This window comes from Nonomuraea sp. NPDC005650, from assembly GCF_040605375.1.
Lineage (GTDB): Bacteria > Actinomycetota > Actinomycetes > Streptosporangiales > Streptosporangiaceae > Nonomuraea.
Window position 1 is genome coordinate 58,600 of record NZ_JBEXCR010000027.1, and the last position, 16,689, is coordinate 75,288.

Genomic DNA, 16,689 nt, shown 5'->3' on the forward strand with positions numbered 1-16,689 from the left:
TCAAGTTCGGGAACTGGTTGAGAAGGTTGCTGCGCCTGACCTCGATCCCGCCGAGCGGGGGAGAGCGTGCTCGAACTCGTCACGGCGGCCGAGATCCTTGGCGAGATCCGGGCAAGACAAAGCCTTCTGCATTTCGCGCCTCAGGTGCTGCGAGCGCATGCGCAGCTCGCAGACGGCGCGACTGTGGCCGAGGCAATTAGCGACAACAGATTGTCCGATGAGGAAGTGGTGGCGCTGCTGGAGAGAGTGGTCCGGCATGGTCGCGATCTACCTCCTACGCCAGCCGTGAGGACACGGAAGGCTGAGCGTCCAGCCGAGATGAATCCTCTGGCCAGCCAGGCAGCATGGTGGGTACTTTCGGGTTGTCTGTTGTGTGGAGCTACGGTCGCGTGGGTCAAGCGAGCTTAGTAGTTGGAGTGATCGTCTGCACTTCTGTGCTGGTCGCTGACAGGTTTTGATCGTGATTCGGGAGTTCGGGTGCGGTCGGGAGTTCGTGCGCTCTGTGTCGATCTGAGACGCTCCCGGGGGGTCGTGTGGATCTTCCCCTAGAAGTCGTTGCGAATCTTGAGCGACTCTGCAACGCTGATCACCCGCACCACCAAAACCCCATATGACCAGCGGAAACGCCCACGAAGGAGCGGCATGACCACCTGGCTCTACACCCGTACCAACCCGGCCAATGGGCAGATCGAGATCAAGCACTTCGAGATCGACCACAGGGGGCAGCCGGACAACTTCGGCCCAGTCTGGATGACCCACTTCTACGGCACCGACTCCCCGGCCGACTTCTACGCCCCCGGCGCTCCCGATCGCTACGCCGACGTCGATGCCCTGGAGATGGGCGACACCTGTTACATCCCCGACCTCGACGGCGCACTGGGCGACTTCCTGCCGAGGCTGTGCAAGGAGCTCGACGCTGAAGGCTGGATCCTCCTCCCACCGCCCGGGATCCGCTACCTCGCACAGGCCACGACCGAGGCGGGCAAGTGGCACACCGCCACCGGCGAACTCGTCACCGGCACCCACCTCGTGGTCATCACCGAGGCCCAGCCCACCTACGACGAGGACGGCACGCCGGAACTCGCCCCCACCAACCGTGTCGCAGCCGTCCTCGACACCGGCGTTCCCGCCGACGAGCCCGCCCCCTACGTGGCCGAGCTGCTCGACCAGCACGGATGGCTCGTCGTCGGCGAGGGCGACCCGGCCGCCGACGACTTCGGCGGCGAGTTCCACGAGGTCACCCCCGCCGACCCCACCACTGTCGCCGCCATCGATTACGCTGCCGGCCGCCCGGTGAGGCACTACGAGGTTGGGCGGCCCGTCCTGGACGAGCGGGGCTCGCTCGCCAGGGCGGTCGTGTGTGCCGTGCACGTCGCGGTCGAGAGCTTCGACAACTCCGACACCTACGGCCTCACCCGCGACGACATCCAGGAGATCCTCCTCCCGGCCGCCCGTGCGGCCGTCGACGAGTGGCTCGTCTTCGAACGGGTCCCCACCTTGGGCGACGCCGACACCTTGTGCAAGGAGCGGCTGTTCGCCGAGGCGTGCAGCGGGATCACCGACGCACTCGCCATGATCCGGGAGCGAGCCACCTGCCGCACCTGCGACACCCACGCGACCACCCGCGCCACCGGCGGCGAGCCCGTCTGCTCCAACACCGGCCACTAGCCAATCTCGCTAGCGGAACCGCCAGCCTACTTCCCGTCACCCGGCGGGGAGCCACCCCCTCGACACCCGAACGGAGCCTTTCCCCCTGAACACCAGCACGGACACCACCACCCGCGGCCTCGCCGAGCACCTGCTGGAGACGCTGCGCCTGCTCAACGCCGCCGACGACCAGAAGCTCGCCCACGACCCCGGCCCGTACGGACACGTCCGCCAGGCACTCATCGCCACCATCTGCACCGTCCCCCTCTGGGGCCCCCGGCTGGCGGAGGAGGCGGTCTTGCACGCGATGCTCGACGGCTGCACCTTGTTCGACGCGATGCGCGCCGTACAGCAGGGCCCCATCCGCGCCGCCCTGCCGGACCTGCCCAGCGCCCATCTGATTGCGGCGTAATCACCCACCGCCCCCACCCGTACGCCCAACCGCCCCCACCGACCTGCCCGCCACCATCCTCCCGGGAGAGAACCCCGATGATCACCGCCACGTACTGGGCCAACCAGACCAAGGAGTTCCGCAGCGCCACCGATGTGCTGCGCTGGCTGTCGGAGAACACCCACCAGCACGGCTGGCGCCGCTCGGTGGACGGCTACTGGCTGACCGCACCCGACGACCACGGCGACTACTGGCTGTGGCAGCGCACACACCTGCGCCTGACGAAGGAGGACTTCGCCCGCGTCTACCGCCTGCACCAGCGGTACCGGGCGTACTGCCACCACATGCGCGAGATCCACCCGGAGTGGCAGGACGGCAACAAGACCTACTGGATGGACAACTCCGTGGACGTCACCCAGCACAGCCGCAAGTACCCGGGCCTCACCCGCACCGTGCAGCTCGTCGCCCCGCATGGCGACGCCTGTTGATTACGCCGTCATCACCCGCGCGGTCCCACCAGGGGACCGCGCCCCCTCACCGAAACGAGGCACCGCACCTGTGACCACCGCATCCACGACGCTCAAGCCCGGCGTTTACAAGCTCGACGGCCGTCTGTACGCGGTCAAGAACAGCCGCCGCTACTCCGGCAGGCAGGACATCAAGCGGCTGGAAGTCCGCCGCGGCAAGCTCTACCGCCGCATGGTGACTCTGGACGTGATCGACCGGCTCGCGCCCGAGCTGCACATCACCCTGGAGGACGCCGTCGAGTTCGGCGAGAAGCACCACTTTTGCTGCATGTGTGGCCGCGCCCTTACTCGCCAGGAGTCGATCGCCAAGGCGATCGGGCCGGTCTGCGAGAAGCGGATCAAGGAGGCGACCGGCCAGTGAATGATTTCGGCGGCCACATCACGAAGGTCCTGCGCGACTCCACCGCCCCGCTGTCGGAGACCGACGTGGGCGTACTGCGCATCCTGCCCAGCCCCCGCTTCTGCGCCTACAACCGCGACGTGATCGCTGCCGAGTACTACACGGCGGACGGCAGATACGGCCAGGTGTGCAAGGAGTTGCGCCTGCCCGGCTACTACTCGCGCGGCGAGTGGCTGACCGGCAAGGTCTCCATGAGCCCGCGCCACAACACCGTCGAGGCCGCCGTCATTGCGGCCCTCGCCGAACAGCCTGCCGGGAAGAGGAAGGCGAGCACCGATGGCTAAGCCAGCGCAGGAGTAGACGTGGGGGCCGCTCATCCTGCCCCGCGAACAGGACTGGCCATGCGGGTGCAGTCCCGCCTGCCAGCTCAGTTCCGTCGTGGCATTGATCAGTCACAACCCGGACTGGCGCTTCGGCCTGCGCGAGGCCAGTGCTCGCACATCTGGATGCCCGGACGACCTGCTCGGAAAGGAGCCGTCGTGAAGAACCGCAGGCCGAAGGTCATCGGCTACCGCCTCGCGGATGTTCGCCCGTACGGGCCGACCGGCGAATACCTGGAGGTCACGCCGCTGCCCGCGTTCTGGGGCAAGCATGACGCCCCAGAACGCCTCGCCATAAGACTGGACGCCTGCATGATAGAGCTCCGCCGGGGCGGCCTATCCAGCGCGGACCCCGCCGGGCGGCCCCGCCTCGGCTGGTGGTGCGTCGTCTGCGCCGGCGGCGAGGTGGAGCTGTCGTTCACCACCTGGCAGAGCGCCGCCAGAGCGTGGGACCGCATCCTGCGCCATCGCGAGTGCCGTCACGAGCACCAGGTCATCACGCGCCACAGCGACGTGATCGCCATATTCGCTAGCGAAAAAGCCAGCGATTAACCCTTCTCTCCTCTGGTCCCCAGGCCCGTTCCAGGGCCTCGGGCCAGCCAGCCCACCAGCCGAAACGCCATAAGGAAGGCATCACACGTGATCCGTCCACCCATCGAACAGCCCAAGACGGGCCGCGCCGCGAAGATGACCCCCGAGGAGTACGCCGCCTGGCGCGAGCAGCAGATGGTCGGCAACTCCTGGGCCGCCGCGTCCGCTGAGATCGCCGCCGCGGCGATCCGTGACAACCCCGCCGTGCTGGATGAGTTCCGGCTGTACGCGGCCCAGTTCCAGCACTACAACCGGCACACCCTCGCCAACAGCATGCGGCTGTGGGCGCAAGACCCGTACGCGACCCGCGTGCAGGGCGAGAAGTGGTGGGATCAGCAGGGCCGCCAGCTCCGCGAGGGCGCCGTCCCGCTGTGGGTGGAGTCTCTGTATCGGGGCCTGCGCCGGGAGGAGCGGGAGAACGCCGAGACCGGTACGACCGAGGAGGTCGTCGTCGGCAAGTACCGCAGGCTGGTCGGCACCGCCGTGTACGACGTCTCCCAGACAGTGCCCAAGGAAAACGTCACCTGCATCCTGTGCCGCACCACAGGCCCCCAGGACTGCCCGCCCGACTGCCCCGTCTACCTGCCCGAGTCCGGGCACATCCCCTCGCGCGGAGCCGTGCTGATGGAGGCGTTCAACCAGCTCAAGAATGTGGGCGGCCTCGACATCGAGGAGATCCTCGGCCAGCTCGGCGACGACCCGTACCGGGACGGCGACCGGGTCGAGGGCGTCAACTCGTTCGTCGTCAGCGTCCCCAGGCCAGGCGGGAAGGGCAGCAAGGCGCTACGCGTGCACGTCTCCCACGACGACAAGGGCCGCACCCGCTACGCCGTCGTCCGAGTCGGCGTGTTCTGGATCGGCCTGGACGCGCTCGAATACGACCGCAGCACCTACGGCGGCCGCCGCCCAGACTACCTGCGCGTGCAATACGGCGACGACCCGAAGACCGGCAAGTACGAGTGTGACCAGGGCTACAGGTCCCGGCCGGGCGCGCCCGTCGTCAACACCATCACGCTCGCCGGTGACGGCGTCTACGACCCGTCCAACACCAGCGCTGACGGCAAGCACGGCCCGTACGTTGGCAGGCCCGGCCGCTACAACACGGCCAGCGTGCCCGACAAGACCGAGCGTGCCGTGCGCGCCATTGTGCACCAGCTCACCCAGCACTGGCTCAAGCAGCCCGCCCTGGAGGAGCTGCGCGCCGCGCACGACCGCTACCACGCCCCTTCCCGCAAGGCCGGCCACGACCGCAAGGCCCGGATCCTACGCGAGCAGGTCGAGCAGCTCGCCGCCGAACTGGCCGAGCAGGAGGAGGCCGCCGCCGCCCAGGCCGCCCTCCTCAAGCAGCAGCAGGACGCCGAGCAGGGCGAGCCGGTTGAGGCGAGCGCGTGAGCAAGACCGGTCCGCAGGAGTGGGGCGTCGTCATCAACGAGACCGGCCTCAACTCCACCACGCCCGAAACCGCGAACTACTGGCACACCCGCCGTCGCATGTTCGAGACCTCCGGGCAGCTCGTCGTCCTGGCGGTCGGCGCGATCGGTGACACGGTCCGGATCGGCCCCTACACCCGCGAGGACGCCGACTTCATGCGCGACCACCTGATCGAGCAGGGCGCCGCGAAGGCACACGTCAAGGTGCGCCGCATCCCGAAGTAGCCCACCACGGCGGCGGCCCGCTCGGCCGCCGCCCCCTCATCAAGGAGAACGATGAAGCGCCTCCTGCCTCCCACGCCGCCGCAGATCGCGGCCCTCCCCACCGAACGCGGCTTCCCCGTCCCGTGGGTCGCCGACTGGGCAGACGGCGAAGAACGCGTCGAGTTCGACCCGGTGTACGGCCGCACGCTCATCTGCGACTGCGTCCCTGGCGAGGGCCGCGCCACGCTCGGCGTCAACTGCTCCATGCGGCAGCGCCAGGGTATGCGCCAGCGTCTCTGCGGCACCTGCGGCAACCCGCTCACCGGGCCGATGGTCATGATCGGCGAGAAGGACATGCCGTACTCCCTCGAACCTGGCCTCCATGTCGACTGCGCGGTCTTCTCCCTGCTGGCCTGCCCGAAGCTGGTCCACGCCAGCGAGCGCGCCGGAGTGGTCGTCCTGGACGGTTACACCCTGCTGGAAGACCGGATCTTCGGCGTCTGCGACGGCGAGCTCGTCCGTCACCTGCTGCCGTCCCTCCTGGGCGCCGTGTCCGGTGCCGTCCTGGCCTTCCTCGTCGCCGTCATCCCCGACAACGCGCAGCGCTTCCGCACCGCGGACTGGCTGGACGCGAACCGCCACGTCCTGACCGCCGAATCGCCCACCCCTACGGAAGGACAACCGTGACTCACCACACCCATCTGCCGCTCGACGAACTCGCCCAGCGCAGCGGCCGGCCGCGCGAGGCCCTCATCGAGGAGGCGCTTCCCGGCCTGCCCGCTGGCGTGCACAACCTGCTGCGCCGCAACGACGTGCACACCCTCGGCGACCTGCTCGACCGGGGAGAGACCGGCCTGGCCGAGATCCACTTCGGGCGACGCTCCCTGGCCCTGGTCAAGGCCGCGCTGATCCGCAGCCTGCCGTCCATGGTTACTGCGCAGGAGGCTGCGCAGACCCTGCGCGGCCTGCTGGACACCGAGGAGCTGTTTACCCGCCCCGGCAGGGACGGCAGCACGCTCGATGTGCGCTCCGGACGCGCGAACGAGTTCCCGGCCGGGCCGATCACGCACGTCACCGTCAACGCGACGGTGCAGGGGCCCACGTACGTGATCTCGCCCCCGCCGCTGCCCGGCCGCGATGCCGGACCAGCGCGGATCAGCCGCTACGCACGCGAGGCCGCCACCTGGATCTGCGCTCAGACCCTCTACCCATATGAGTGCCAGATGGGTTGCGGCAGCCCGGCCGGTGTGGGGTGCAAGCCGTCATGCCAGTCCTTCCCCGAGGACCGCTACACCCCGCCGCCACCACCCGCTCCGGAGGAGGAGAGCGCCGGCGGCGGCCTGTTCACTGATGAGCCGCCCTTCCCGGTGCCGTACGACGTGGCCGGTGTCGTGGATGGCTCCGGTCACGTCCACTCTGACGCCGCCCTGGGCCTGTGACCCGCATGGGTGATTGCGGCGTAATCAACAGTGCGCCCGAGCCGCGCGGCGCGGTCGCCCGGCAGCTGCACTACCGGACGCTCATCGACCGGCAGGCCGGAGCGTGGGCCATCTACATCACGCACCCGGGCAACCAGCTCGGCCGCGCCAACGCCCCGCTGCAGCTGGCCGACAAGCACCTGCCGACCGTGCTGTTCCAGGTCGGCCGCCACCCGCACCTGTTCCGGGGCGCGTGCCTGGGCTGCGCCTGGGAGAGCGGTCAGGACTTCGGGCACGTGCTGGACGCGGTCGAGGCCGCCCACGACCATACCCACCCCCAGTGGCGGAACCTGCCCCCCGTCCACGAGCCGCCCAAGGACTACGGCAAGGCCAAGATGCGCCGCTGGCTGAACGACGTCACCGCCGTCTATCCGCCCGGCTGGTTCGACAGCGGCGGCCCAGTCGTCACCATTCGCCGCGACCCGGCCAACCGCCGCCCGCTGCCCGGCCGCGCCCCGGGAGGCGGTTACGACCTGCCCGCCCACGACCGAGCCCCGGCGACCCTCCCGACCGGCGGGCCGTCACTGGCCCCGACCCTGTTCACCCACACTCACCCCGTCCGAAAGGAAGCCCATGCACGCCTCCTCGCCTCATGACCTCACACCCCCGCAGGAAGGCGACCGCTCTGCCCGCCCGGAGAAGAGGAAGCGGCGCAGGACGAGGATCAACCACGGCAAGCTCCTGCGCCAGCTCGCGCAGATCAGCGCCGCCCACCCCGCCCGCATCGGCTACTCCCCCGGACCATGGCGAGCAGGACAAGCACGCCTGCATCGCCGTCGACCTGATGGCCGCCAACGGCGTCACCGTCGACGACCTCCCGGACGGCTGCAGCATCAAGGCCGCGCCGGGGCACGTGAAGGTCCTCTTCGCCCCGGGCGCCCAGTGGCTGCTGGACCGCGTGCACTACTGGAACCACCGCGGCCGCGCGTGGGGCGAGCTGCCCGCGCTCGCTGACCAGCTGTTCCCCGCCCACGAGCGCTGACCGCCAGACCTACCCGTCATATTCCGCTGGCTAAACCGCTAGCGTAATACTGAATCGCCGACACAGAAGGGAAACCAGCATGAACAAGGGCCAGCTCACCGCTGCCGTCAACGAGATCATCCAGGACCGCAAGACGTCGGAACTCGCCGTCAACGCCGTCCTCGCGGTCATCCGCAACACCCTCGCCAGCGGCGAGAACATCGGCATCCCCAAGTTCGGCAGCTTCAAGGTCGTCAACAAGCCCGCCCGCGAGGCGCGCAACCCCTCGACCGGTGAGCAGATCCACGTCCCCGCCAAGCAGGTCGTCAAGTTCCACATGGGCTCCGACCTCGAGGCCGCCGTCAACGGCCGCAAGGCGTAGGTGATTGCGCCGTAATCACCCCCGGGGCGCGAGCCGTACCCCCTTCACGGCTCGCGCCCTTCGCGATTCACCGCTAGCCCTCACCCCTGGAGAACCCGTGCGATGCTCCGACATCGACGCCCGCCTGGCCGAGCTGTACGCCCAGGTACCGCAGCCAAGCTGCAAGGGCCTGTGTGCCGACTCGTGCGGCCCCATCGACATGCACCCCCGCGAACGCCAGCGCATCCGCGCCCGCGGCGTCACCATTCCCCACCACGACGACGCGGTCGACCAGCTCGACCGCGACGGCGACTACGTCTGCCCCGCGCTCAAGGACAACCGCTGCACCGTGTACGAGGACCGGCCCTTCATCTGCCGCGCGTGGGGGGCCGTCGAGGCCATGGCATGCGAGCACGGCTGCCGGCCCGAAGGCGGACTCATGCCTGACATGGAAGGCGCGCTCCTGCTGCAGGAGTCACTGACCATCGGCACGCCGGACTCTGAGGTCATCGACCAGCAGCGGCGCAGGCTGGCCCGACGCTTCGCCGATCCCGCGTTCCGGCAGGCGTACACCGACTTCATCCGCAACTATCAGCCAGGCCGCAAGCAGTAGAGCGCCGCGTTCCCGCACGACGCCGAACCCAACACTCGAAAGTAGCCACATCACGGAGTGCGCGGGCCATACCGTACGGCTCGCGCCCCGTCAGGACGTACGTCCGAGGCGCCAGCACAAGAAGCGGCGGGCCGTGCTGGTCGACCCGTGCCAGGCCTTATTAAGAATCCTCGCAAGAATGCCCACAACCGAGTACGGTTGGGGTATGGGTAAGCAGCAGAAGGTCAGCCAGTCCTACTCACTCAAGAAGTCGACCGTCCGCCTTGTCGCCGCCGCCGCGCAGAGGGAAGGTGTCAACCCCTCGCAGTACGCCGAGGAAGCCCTGCGGTACTACGCCCTCTCCCACGGCCCGGCCGGTGCGGACTCCTTCGAGGACCAGGCCGAGACCGACGAGCGCGAGCTGGTCGCCGCGGACGACAGGGGAGAGAACGTCGCGTGACTCAGCCCCCCGTCCCGGTGGAGTACGGCGGCGTCTACGTCTACTCGCCCAAGGGGATCAACCGGGAGCGCGCCGTCCTCGTCGTGGCCGCTCCTGGCATCCTCGCCCATCCGAACCGACGCTGGATCCCAGCGCTTGAAGTGAAGTCTCACGACGACGGCGACCTGCTCACGGTCGCCATCGATCTGCCCGACCACGGCGGCAGGCGCTACGTCAACGCAGGGAACATCCAGCGAGTCCTCCGGGACTGGCTGGGCGCCGACCCCGAAGCGCATCTCGGGACCGTGTCGGCCGACGATATGGAAGCGGTACGTGACATGCTCGCCGCCGTCTTCGACCTGTAGGAGAGATAGCCCCATGGCCGACCAGTCGGAGGAGGGACGTTGAGCGACCAGGAGCCGTTGGGCGAGCCGCTCACCCCGCAGGAGATCGACGCGTTCCTGAAGCGGTACGCGGCCGGTGACCCGGTCGCCGAGATCGCGGCCGACTTCGACGTGAGTATCGGAACCGTCGCCCACTACGCCAGCGCGAGGAAGGTACGGCGGCCGAAGAACACGGCACGCCGGTCGAGGCACCACTCGCTGACGGAGGAGCAGTTGGCGGAACTGCGCGTCGCTTACCCCGACCCGGGCCGTCCGGTCGCGGAGATCGCCCGCTCCTTCGGCGTCACGGTGGGGGCGCTGGTGCGGATCGCGCTGGCCGAGGGCCTGCGCCGCCCCAAGTGATGGCGTAATCAGGGATCGAACGGCTCCCGTCCTTTTCGGAGGGCTGGAGCCTTTCCGTCATACGCTGGTTGCCCAAGGTATTGACGGCTCCCTGCCTTCCCATGAAGATCGAGGCGCGCAACAATCCGCAACTCGACAGGAGAGCGATCATGCGCCTCACGTTCGTCGCGAAGGATCCGGACAGCAACCCGACCCAGTCGCCGACCCTGTACCGGACAGACCGGGGAAGCTGGGTCGTGCAGGGCTGGGTCGTCACCGACCCTGACGCCCTCAAGGAGATGAACATCCCTGACGGAGAGACCGCAGTCGAGATCCCGGACCGGCTGGTGCCGTTCTTCCGGACGGACACGTGATCGTCTCGAACGAGGAGTTCGACGCCCTGCTAACGAGCTTCGACCGTAGCGCCATCCATCTCGAGACTCGCGACGCGTACGGCACGGAAATCGAGCTGCCGCACATGGCGAAGTGGGCCGCGGGGGAGCCCGACAACCTGGAATGGCTGCAGGGCTGGTGCGCGACGCTGCGCGAGCACGCCGCCGCCGGCCGGACCGTGCGCCGGGCCCGCGTCGTGTCGGAGCCGCTGAGCGACTACCAGCACTGGTCCCACAGCATCGCCCACCCCATGGTCGAGGCAGGCGAGGACATCCGGTGGGTCCCTCGGCATCTCCTCACAGCCCCTGGCAGGGTCACCATGCTGCCCGCGAACGACTTCTACGTGTTTGACAATCAGCTGGTCGTGTTCCTCACTTATGCCGGGAACGGCCTGATGAGGGAGATGATTGGGTCCAGGGATCCGAGAGACGTAACCGTCTGCGTCGACGCGTTCGAGGCGATCTGGAAGCTGGCCATTCCCCATCGTGACTACACCGTCGAATAGCCCGGCCCGGCAGATCGCCGAGGAACTCGGCACCCGCCTGCGGGAGATACGCCAGGGCGCGACCCTTACCGGCCGCGCCCTGGCCGCGCAGGCGGGCTGGCATTTCACCAAGGTCAGCCGGATGGAGCACGGCGCCAAGACGGCCACCGAGGAAGAGATCCGCGTCTGGTGCCGCATCTGCGGCGCTGAGGACCAGGTTCCGGACCTCATTGCCACCGTCCGTGCGATCCAGACGATGTACCAAGAGCTGCGGCGGCAGACCCGGGCAGGCATGAAGCGCCTCATGCAGGCGCCCGTGCCGCTCTACGACCGCACCCGACGGTTCAGGATCTACGAGCACAACGTGATCCCAGGACTGTTTCAGACAGACGGTTATGCACGGGCCATGCTCACCTTCTGGTTCGGCTTCCTCGACGCGCCCGACGACCTAGACGCATCCCTGCAGGCGCGGATGGCGCGTCAGCAGGTCATCCATGCGGCGGGCAAGCGGTTCGATGTTCTCCTCGAAGAGCAGGCGCTCCGCACGTGGTTCGGCACCGCAGATGTGCAGGCTGGTCAGCTGGAGCGGCTGTTGACCGTCATGGCACATCCGCACGTCTCGATCCGGATCATCCCCCTGATGATCGAGCGACCGTGCGTAGCCTCGGCGGGCTTCTGGATCTATGACGACGAGCTCGTCACGCTGGAGACGCCCAGCGCCAGCATCGAAGTCACCCGGTCGAGGGAGATTGAGCTCTACTCACGGATGTTCGAGCATCTGGCCAGAGCTGCGGTCTCCGGCGCGGCTGCCCGCCACCTAACACAGTCCGCCCTCGACGAGGTCCGGAGCCGCTAGTTCCCGCAACATTCCGCAACACTGTGGCCTCAGGCCGACGATCGTCTTTACCGTCCTGGCCATGGACAGTCACGGGTCCGCATCCCCCACATCTCCGCCCGACGCGGGCGCCATGAGCAGGCCGGCCGACGCCGACGTGACTCGGCGTCGGCCAGCCGTCGAAATCCCAGGGTTCCGCAATGTCAGCCAGCAGGGCGACGGCACATGGACCGCCGTGCACGTCGCGAGTGGCGAGCCGATCAGCGCGCCGACGCTGGAGCGGTTGGAGACCATCGAGGCCCCGATCGTGCGCCTGACCCACGGCTGGCGGGGCGTCTCATGACTGGCGACGACCGTTCCCAGGCATCCGCCACCGCGCCGCCCATGGGCCCGTCGAAGTGCAAGGTCTGCCGCGCATCGATCAGCGTCACGAGAGATCCGGTCAGGGCTGGCGCGCCGATGTGGACCGCTGTCGTCCGTGCTCCCCAGCACGCCCACCTCGCCCCCAAGGTCTGCCCCGACTCAGGCGACAGCCTGCATCACCCGTCGGCCGGTGTGCGATGACGCCGGAGGAGGTGCGCGCCTACTACGACGACGACCCGTCCAACACCCACGCAATGTGCAGCATGCTCGAAACCGCGCACCCAGGGCGGAAGGTATGGCGGGCCGCTGGCGTCTGGCATGCCCGCTATGCGACGTGGCCCGAAAGTCGCAGGATCAGCGACTCCAACGCGGGGTTGCTCAGCCTGACGATCCGGCTCGGCGGGGTGCTGCTGTGAGCGGCCACGCCATCGTCTTGTACACCATCCGCCCGGGGGGCCAGCCATGAGCAGCGAACCCACCCACTACCAGGTGTGGGACGCCACCAACGACGTATGGGTGTCGTACGATCTCCCGCTCCCCGCAGCGAAGACCAAGAATTGGCGCGTCCGCTTCGATGTCGACAATGAGGGCTGGTGGCTTGTCAAGGACGGGCGCCGATGCAACAGACGGCCGTGGCAGCCCGCCGATGCATGGGAAGCGCTAGTAGCCGCGGATCTACTGTGGGCGCTCAACGACGCCGGTCCCACCCCGATCACGCGCGAATATCGGGCGGCTGCTGACCGGGTCGGAATGTCGCCCAAAGAGGTGGCGTGGGAACTGCGCAAAGCCTCGTTCGGCCTGTGGCTGCGCAAGCTGATCAGGTAAACCCGCAGACATCCCGGCTCCTGTGGCCTTCAGAACGAGCAGGAGCCGGGCGCAAGACCCCCTCTTTGCTGGGGGAGGGTGGCCCCGCCGTCTGGGGTAGTAGCCAGACGCGAGGCGGGGCCACCCATCAGGGCCACCCCCGCCCGGGGAGCAACCGGGAAAGCTTCCCAGGCCTGGGGTGTGGGTCGGCCGTCCTCGGATACGCTCGCGCCGCCGAATGTGCCTGGCGCCGCTGCGAGCCGGGCCCCTCCGAGGGCGGCCAGCCCGATGACCTACCAGCCAGGAAAGGAATCTCCCGATGACGATCAACGGCCGGAGCGCTGGACGACGTAGATGCCCATGCCCACGGCCGTAGTAGGGCTGGCCTAAAGTCCCCATTTGGGACTCCAACGTCCCTCCGGCAGGGGCTGGTGTACTCATGGAGTGCCGACCAGGCGTCAACCCCTGCCGGGGCCTGCCATGCCCTCGCCGCGCTACAAGATTGCGATCAGGTAGAAATCAGCCCCACCGGGGTGCAGGTCAGATCTTGATCTTCGCGCTGCCGGTTTCCACGCCCAGCTGTTCAACCTGGCACTCTGGCCCCAGTGCAAGATCGCGCGGAATTGATGATCGAGGGTTCTCGCTAGTAGGGCTCGCGTGGGATCAGGCAGGATCGCCATTCACAGTCCCCGTCATCCCACCAGAAGAGGTCTTCGCCCCTGGTGATAGCCTCTCGTGGCCAAGCGTGATTTCTGAGCGTGGGCACCAAGGTGTCGAGCGCTCGGCCCATGGCCTCGGTCCTCCCCTCGGGAAGATGAAAGAGAATGATCCTCCAAGTGCGTTCGGACCGAGCTGACAACTTCAATACGTAGCCACGTCCACCGTTCGAGTGGCTCACCAAATCAGAGGAGTACAGCTCGACGAGCGGATCCGCAGGGCCGAGAGCCTCCAAGATAAAGTTCTGGAGGTCGGTGGTCTCTCGTTCATCGAATCCGAGAGCACCAATAACGACGTCCCCTATAGCATAGCCGCCTCCTTTATCGATGAAGATCTTCCTAATGAATCCTTCCTTAGGATCCACTTTACGCTCCACGACCAGAGACCTATCTTATTGGGACGGCTTACGTATCGCGGCAACGGCCGCCTGAACAGACGGGTGAATGCCGAACTTCTCATTGAAGCCAATTATGCGAAAAAGGTACAGTATCTGTACGTGCGTACAGACTAGCTGCAGGGATCCGCCGTTCTCACGAGTTCGCTTCAACCCAATGGCCAGTACGCCCAAAGCCGTCGAGTCCAGCGAGTCGACACCGTCGAGGTCTAGGACGACACTGACGCCCTCGACAGCAAGGACCTCGAGGAGAATTTTGCGGAGAATCGGCGCTGTGTAGAGGTCGATAACTCCTTCCACTTCAAGGACCTCAACACCCTCCACAAGGCGCCGGTCAACGGTGAATTCCACGCGACCTCCCGACCTCGTTACGTACACGCACGCGTACGGCGTGTGGTTCGAACCTTGTCCGCTGAACTTCGTAGGCGACCCGGTCTCCCGCTTCTGGAAGGTGGCTCGCGCTTTCGCCCTCGAGTGACGTCCGGTGAAAGTACAGGTGAGCGCCGCCGGTGTCAGGGATGATAAACCCCGAATCCGTTGCACGATCGAACCACCGGACTGTGCCCCGACTGGAGTCTGCCGCGAGCCGTTCGGCAGGGCATCCACGCTTGTGCCTGCCACCGCAGCCCCAGTCGAGCTCCGGGTGCTCACTCGTCGCCGGGTAGATCTCGAACGGTTTCCCGTTGTTGTCGATCACCTTCATTCCCCTACGGCCGGCGCAGGTCCAGTCCAGTTCCAGATGGAAAGAAACCTCCGCTTCGGTCGCGCGGGTCGTCACTCGGAACTGCTCGACGTCGGTCGCGCTGATCTGGAAGGGAAAATCAACGTCATCGGCTCGAAGTTCCGCGGGGTCCGAATCGAGATCCAGACTAAACATCCGGGGCGGCACGATACCGCCGGAATACAAGCCGGTCAGCCCGAAGCATGCCCGCCTAGGAGGCTGACGCGACAGGACGACCGGGCGCATCCCATGGAGGACCACTGCCCGGGTCGGCCTCGCCTCCAGCGTAATGATCAGCATGGTGTTCTTCCACATCGCCCGGGGTGGGTCGGCATCAACCACGAGCTCGCTAAAGGTCGGCTTGGTGAGGAGCTCACGATCGACCGTAGCGATCACCGGATCGCCGTCACCGGCAGCGCGGGATGTTCCGTTCAGTTGGTCGGCTGTGAGCAGCCGAGACCACTCCATTGGGGTGAGCGGTGATTCTCCCGCTGCCGCCGCGAGGGCGTTGCCAACGAGAGTGAGCTGATCAAGATCGCGAGGCAGAGAGGCTCCGGTCGCCCAGGAGTTGATCGTGGCAAGGGGTACACCCGAGGTCCGCGCCAGCCGAGTCTGGGTCAGCCGTTCACCACTGGCGGCGGCGCAGCGATGCGCCGCCTGATCCCACAGCCGCGCCAGAGTCTCGAGGACGACGGATCGCGATCTGGAACCCTCAGGGCGAAACGGAGTTCCCACTTTACCGACACCTCCGAATCCGGATCCGGATCCGACCCGGAAGTCAGGCCGCTATTTGCTGCCAGCAGACCAGGCGCCAGGATCCGGATGGGTCCGGAAAGCCTACCAAATTAGGTCCGGTGATCGTGTGATGGTCCTGTGTCACGGAATCGGCGAACAGCTAAGGAAGTTGACGTGCGACAGGAAACGAACACCTCAAACCGACCCCTTTGGATGGCCGTAATTCTGATCACCTCGGTTCTCATAGCGGCTGCCGCAGCCGCCTTCCTCCACCTGGCCGGGGCTTCGCCGGCCAACGTAATCACGGCAGCAGCCGCGACCTTCGCCACCACCACGGCGCTATGCCTTAGTGCGTGGAACTTCCTTCACCCGTAACGGATAGACCTCCACACGCCTGGGTGCCTGGTACGAAAGCCGTCCTCGGAGATAGGTTGTGGGCTGCTCCGCTGCGACGACCAGGACCTTTGAGTCGGTGCTGAGCACTTCTCCGAGGACGGCGTTTCGCCCCTGCTCGACATCCTCCACTTCTTCTGATGCCGGGCAGAGGCGGGTCTTTAGACCGTTTCCGACCTGGCTTCGTTGGAACTGCGCAGTTCGGCGAGCGACACCAACTCGGCGAGAGCCTCAACATCACGCACATACCCAGGCCCCAGGGCCGCTCCGCGCTGGGTGACGCGAAACCACTCCTTACCCGGAGCTGCCGCAGGGTCCACCATTCGCGCGAAGATCAGGTGGCCGCCCTGCAGACGTACCGGCTCCACCCTGATGCCATCCGGGCCGATGAGGTACCGCTCCATGCGGCCAGGCTACGCAACGCCTGGAGGCTGGTCGCCGGCCGCCCTGGCGGCGCGCCGGAGCGCCTTCTCCACCTCCTTGGGGCCGCCGTCGCCGTCCCACCTTTTCACTGCCAGCAGCTCCTTCAAGGCGGCCATCCGGGCGTCCCGCGCCGCGCGCAACTCCTCCAGTTGCTCATCCGAGAGGATCGCCTCTCCGGAGGCGACCGCGATGCTGGACGGCAGCGAGTCCGAGACGCGCTGACACTCAGCGTCGGCAGTGTCGAAAGCCTGAGGACGACCTTGACGAGCTCGTGGAACGCGGTGGCCGCACGGCTGAGGAGCGGTCGGCGTTGACGCCGGAGCAGCGACTGAAGGCCGCCATGGAAGCGCAAGCGGCAGCA

At 67.3% G+C, this 16,689-nt stretch carries 26 protein-coding genes; 22 read left to right on the top strand and 4 right to left on the bottom strand.

Annotated elements, in window-relative coordinates; genetic code table 11:
- The first annotated feature begins 642 nt into the window (after nt 1-642).
- The 22 genes from ABZS69_RS39360 (at nt 643) to ABZS69_RS39465 (ending at nt 12,966) form a co-directional block, all read left to right on the top strand.
- Nucleotides 643-1,668: a hypothetical protein gene (locus ABZS69_RS39360; RefSeq protein WP_355381203.1), complete on the top strand. Its 1,026-nt coding sequence runs from the start codon at nt 643-645 to the stop codon at nt 1,666-1,668.
- Nucleotides 1,669-2,136: 468 nt separating this feature from the next.
- Nucleotides 2,137-2,526, top strand: coding sequence for a hypothetical protein (locus tag ABZS69_RS39365; RefSeq protein ID WP_355381205.1), 390 nt, complete (start codon nt 2,137-2,139; stop codon nt 2,524-2,526).
- Nucleotides 2,527-2,596: 70 nt separating this feature from the next.
- The gene (locus ABZS69_RS39370; RefSeq protein ID WP_355381207.1) at nt 2,597-2,926 is read left to right on the top strand and encodes a DUF6011 domain-containing protein; all 330 of its coding nucleotides are present in this window, start codon (nt 2,597-2,599) and stop codon (nt 2,924-2,926) included.
- Nucleotides 2,923-3,249, top strand: a complete 327-nt coding sequence (locus tag ABZS69_RS39375) for a hypothetical protein (protein ID WP_355381209.1) — start codon at nt 2,923-2,925, stop codon at nt 3,247-3,249. The genes ABZS69_RS39370 and ABZS69_RS39375 overlap by 4 nt, the downstream gene beginning before the upstream one ends.
- A gap of 195 nt (nt 3,250-3,444) precedes the next feature.
- Complete coding sequence (locus tag ABZS69_RS39380) at nt 3,445-3,837, top strand: hypothetical protein (protein WP_355381211.1); 393 nt, start codon at nt 3,445-3,447, stop codon at nt 3,835-3,837.
- Between the two features lie 87 nt (nt 3,838-3,924).
- Entirely contained in the window at nt 3,925-5,268 is a 1,344-nt protein-coding gene (locus tag ABZS69_RS39385; protein WP_355381212.1) for a hypothetical protein, read from the top strand.
- Nucleotides 5,265-5,531, top strand: coding sequence for a hypothetical protein (locus tag ABZS69_RS39390; RefSeq protein ID WP_355381214.1), 267 nt, complete (start codon nt 5,265-5,267; stop codon nt 5,529-5,531). The genes ABZS69_RS39385 and ABZS69_RS39390 overlap by 4 nt, the downstream gene beginning before the upstream one ends.
- Nucleotides 5,532-5,582: 51 nt before the next feature.
- Nucleotides 5,583-6,197, top strand: coding sequence for a hypothetical protein (locus tag ABZS69_RS39395; RefSeq protein WP_355381216.1), 615 nt, complete (start codon nt 5,583-5,585; stop codon nt 6,195-6,197).
- Nucleotides 6,194-6,949, top strand: coding sequence for a hypothetical protein (locus ABZS69_RS39400; RefSeq protein ID WP_355381218.1), 756 nt, complete (start codon nt 6,194-6,196; stop codon nt 6,947-6,949). The genes ABZS69_RS39395 and ABZS69_RS39400 overlap by 4 nt, the downstream gene beginning before the upstream one ends.
- Nucleotides 6,950-6,954: 5 nt before the next feature.
- Entirely contained in the window at nt 6,955-7,584 is a 630-nt protein-coding gene (locus tag ABZS69_RS39405; RefSeq protein ID WP_355381220.1) for a DUF6349 family protein, read from the top strand.
- A gap of 188 nt (nt 7,585-7,772) precedes the next feature.
- Complete coding sequence (locus ABZS69_RS39410; RefSeq protein WP_355381222.1) at nt 7,773-7,970, top strand: hypothetical protein; 198 nt, start codon at nt 7,773-7,775, stop codon at nt 7,968-7,970.
- A 79-nt stretch (nt 7,971-8,049) separates the two neighbouring features.
- Nucleotides 8,050-8,331 (top strand): HU family DNA-binding protein, encoded by a 282-nt coding sequence (locus ABZS69_RS39415; RefSeq protein ID WP_355381224.1) that lies wholly within the window; start codon nt 8,050-8,052, stop codon nt 8,329-8,331.
- A gap of 97 nt (nt 8,332-8,428) precedes the next feature.
- A complete protein-coding gene (locus tag ABZS69_RS39420; protein ID WP_355381226.1) occupies nt 8,429-8,923 on the top strand; it encodes a YkgJ family cysteine cluster protein in 495 nt (164 codons plus the stop codon).
- Nucleotides 8,924-9,128: 205 nt separating this feature from the next.
- A complete protein-coding gene (locus ABZS69_RS39425) occupies nt 9,129-9,362 on the top strand; it encodes a hypothetical protein (RefSeq protein WP_355381228.1) in 234 nt (77 codons plus the stop codon).
- Entirely contained in the window at nt 9,359-9,706 is a 348-nt protein-coding gene (locus ABZS69_RS39430; protein WP_355381230.1) for a hypothetical protein, read from the top strand. The genes ABZS69_RS39425 and ABZS69_RS39430 overlap by 4 nt, the downstream gene beginning before the upstream one ends.
- 39 nt (nt 9,707-9,745) lie before the next feature.
- Complete coding sequence (locus ABZS69_RS39435; protein WP_355381232.1) at nt 9,746-10,087, top strand: hypothetical protein; 342 nt, start codon at nt 9,746-9,748, stop codon at nt 10,085-10,087.
- Between the two features lie 101 nt (nt 10,088-10,188).
- Nucleotides 10,189-10,440, top strand: a complete 252-nt coding sequence (locus ABZS69_RS39440; RefSeq protein ID WP_355381234.1) for a hypothetical protein — start codon at nt 10,189-10,191, stop codon at nt 10,438-10,440.
- Nucleotides 10,437-10,964 (top strand): DUF6879 family protein, encoded by a 528-nt coding sequence (locus tag ABZS69_RS39445; protein WP_355381236.1) that lies wholly within the window; start codon nt 10,437-10,439, stop codon nt 10,962-10,964. The genes ABZS69_RS39440 and ABZS69_RS39445 overlap by 4 nt, the downstream gene beginning before the upstream one ends.
- The gene (locus ABZS69_RS39450) at nt 10,945-11,799 is read left to right on the top strand and encodes a helix-turn-helix transcriptional regulator (protein WP_355381238.1); all 855 of its coding nucleotides are present in this window, start codon (nt 10,945-10,947) and stop codon (nt 11,797-11,799) included. Before ABZS69_RS39445 ends, ABZS69_RS39450 begins: the two co-directional genes overlap by 20 nt.
- A gap of 61 nt (nt 11,800-11,860) precedes the next feature.
- A complete protein-coding gene (locus tag ABZS69_RS39455) occupies nt 11,861-12,121 on the top strand; it encodes a hypothetical protein (protein WP_355381240.1) in 261 nt (86 codons plus the stop codon).
- Between the two features lie 217 nt (nt 12,122-12,338).
- Entirely contained in the window at nt 12,339-12,557 is a 219-nt protein-coding gene (locus ABZS69_RS39460; RefSeq protein WP_355381242.1) for a hypothetical protein, read from the top strand.
- A gap of 46 nt (nt 12,558-12,603) precedes the next feature.
- Nucleotides 12,604-12,966, top strand: a complete 363-nt coding sequence (locus ABZS69_RS39465; RefSeq protein ID WP_355381244.1) for a hypothetical protein — start codon at nt 12,604-12,606, stop codon at nt 12,964-12,966.
- Between the two features lie 622 nt (nt 12,967-13,588).
- Here ABZS69_RS39465 and ABZS69_RS39470 read toward each other — a convergent pair.
- From ABZS69_RS39470 to ABZS69_RS39485, 4 genes are all read right to left on the bottom strand, one after another.
- Complete coding sequence (locus ABZS69_RS39470; RefSeq protein ID WP_355381246.1) at nt 13,589-14,026, bottom strand: hypothetical protein; 438 nt, start codon at nt 14,024-14,026, stop codon at nt 13,589-13,591.
- 27 nt (nt 14,027-14,053) lie between these two features.
- Nucleotides 14,054-14,407, bottom strand: a complete 354-nt coding sequence (locus ABZS69_RS39475) for an STAS domain-containing protein (protein WP_355381248.1) — start codon at nt 14,405-14,407, stop codon at nt 14,054-14,056.
- On the bottom strand, nt 14,391-15,512 hold the full coding sequence (locus ABZS69_RS39480; RefSeq protein ID WP_355381250.1) for a cold shock domain-containing protein: 1,122 nt from the start codon (nt 15,510-15,512) through the stop codon (nt 14,391-14,393). The genes ABZS69_RS39475 and ABZS69_RS39480 overlap by 17 nt, the downstream gene beginning before the upstream one ends.
- 554 nt (nt 15,513-16,066) lie before the next feature.
- On the bottom strand, nt 16,067-16,309 hold the full coding sequence (locus ABZS69_RS39485; protein ID WP_355381252.1) for a hypothetical protein: 243 nt from the start codon (nt 16,307-16,309) through the stop codon (nt 16,067-16,069).
- Nucleotides 16,310-16,689: the final 380 nt, after the last annotated feature.

Bases quoted from the DNA above. Each gene is read 5' to 3' on its own strand.
- ABZS69_RS39360 (WP_355381203.1), top strand. From the start codon at position 643: ATGACCACCTGGCTCTACACCCGTACCAACCCGGCCAATGGGCAGATC.
- ABZS69_RS39365 (WP_355381205.1), top strand. From the start codon at position 2,137: ATGATCACCGCCACGTACTGGGCCAACCAGACCAAGGAGTTCCGCAGC.
- ABZS69_RS39395 (WP_355381216.1), top strand. From the start codon at position 5,583: ATGAAGCGCCTCCTGCCTCCCACGCCGCCGCAGATCGCGGCCCTCCCC.
- ABZS69_RS39405 (WP_355381220.1), top strand. From the start codon at position 6,955: ATGGGTGATTGCGGCGTAATCAACAGTGCGCCCGAGCCGCGCGGCGCG.
- ABZS69_RS39410 (WP_355381222.1), top strand. From the start codon at position 7,773: ATGGCCGCCAACGGCGTCACCGTCGACGACCTCCCGGACGGCTGCAGC.
- ABZS69_RS39415 (WP_355381224.1), top strand. From the start codon at position 8,050: ATGAACAAGGGCCAGCTCACCGCTGCCGTCAACGAGATCATCCAGGAC.
- ABZS69_RS39425 (WP_355381228.1), top strand. From the start codon at position 9,129: ATGGGTAAGCAGCAGAAGGTCAGCCAGTCCTACTCACTCAAGAAGTCG.
- ABZS69_RS39440 (WP_355381234.1), top strand. From the start codon at position 10,189: ATGAAGATCGAGGCGCGCAACAATCCGCAACTCGACAGGAGAGCGATC.
- ABZS69_RS39455 (WP_355381240.1), top strand. From the start codon at position 11,861: ATGGACAGTCACGGGTCCGCATCCCCCACATCTCCGCCCGACGCGGGC.
- ABZS69_RS39460 (WP_355381242.1), top strand. From the start codon at position 12,339: ATGACGCCGGAGGAGGTGCGCGCCTACTACGACGACGACCCGTCCAAC.
- ABZS69_RS39465 (WP_355381244.1), top strand. From the start codon at position 12,604: ATGAGCAGCGAACCCACCCACTACCAGGTGTGGGACGCCACCAACGAC.
- ABZS69_RS39485 (WP_355381252.1), bottom strand. From the start codon at position 16,309: ATGGAGCGGTACCTCATCGGCCCGGATGGCATCAGGGTGGAGCCGGTA.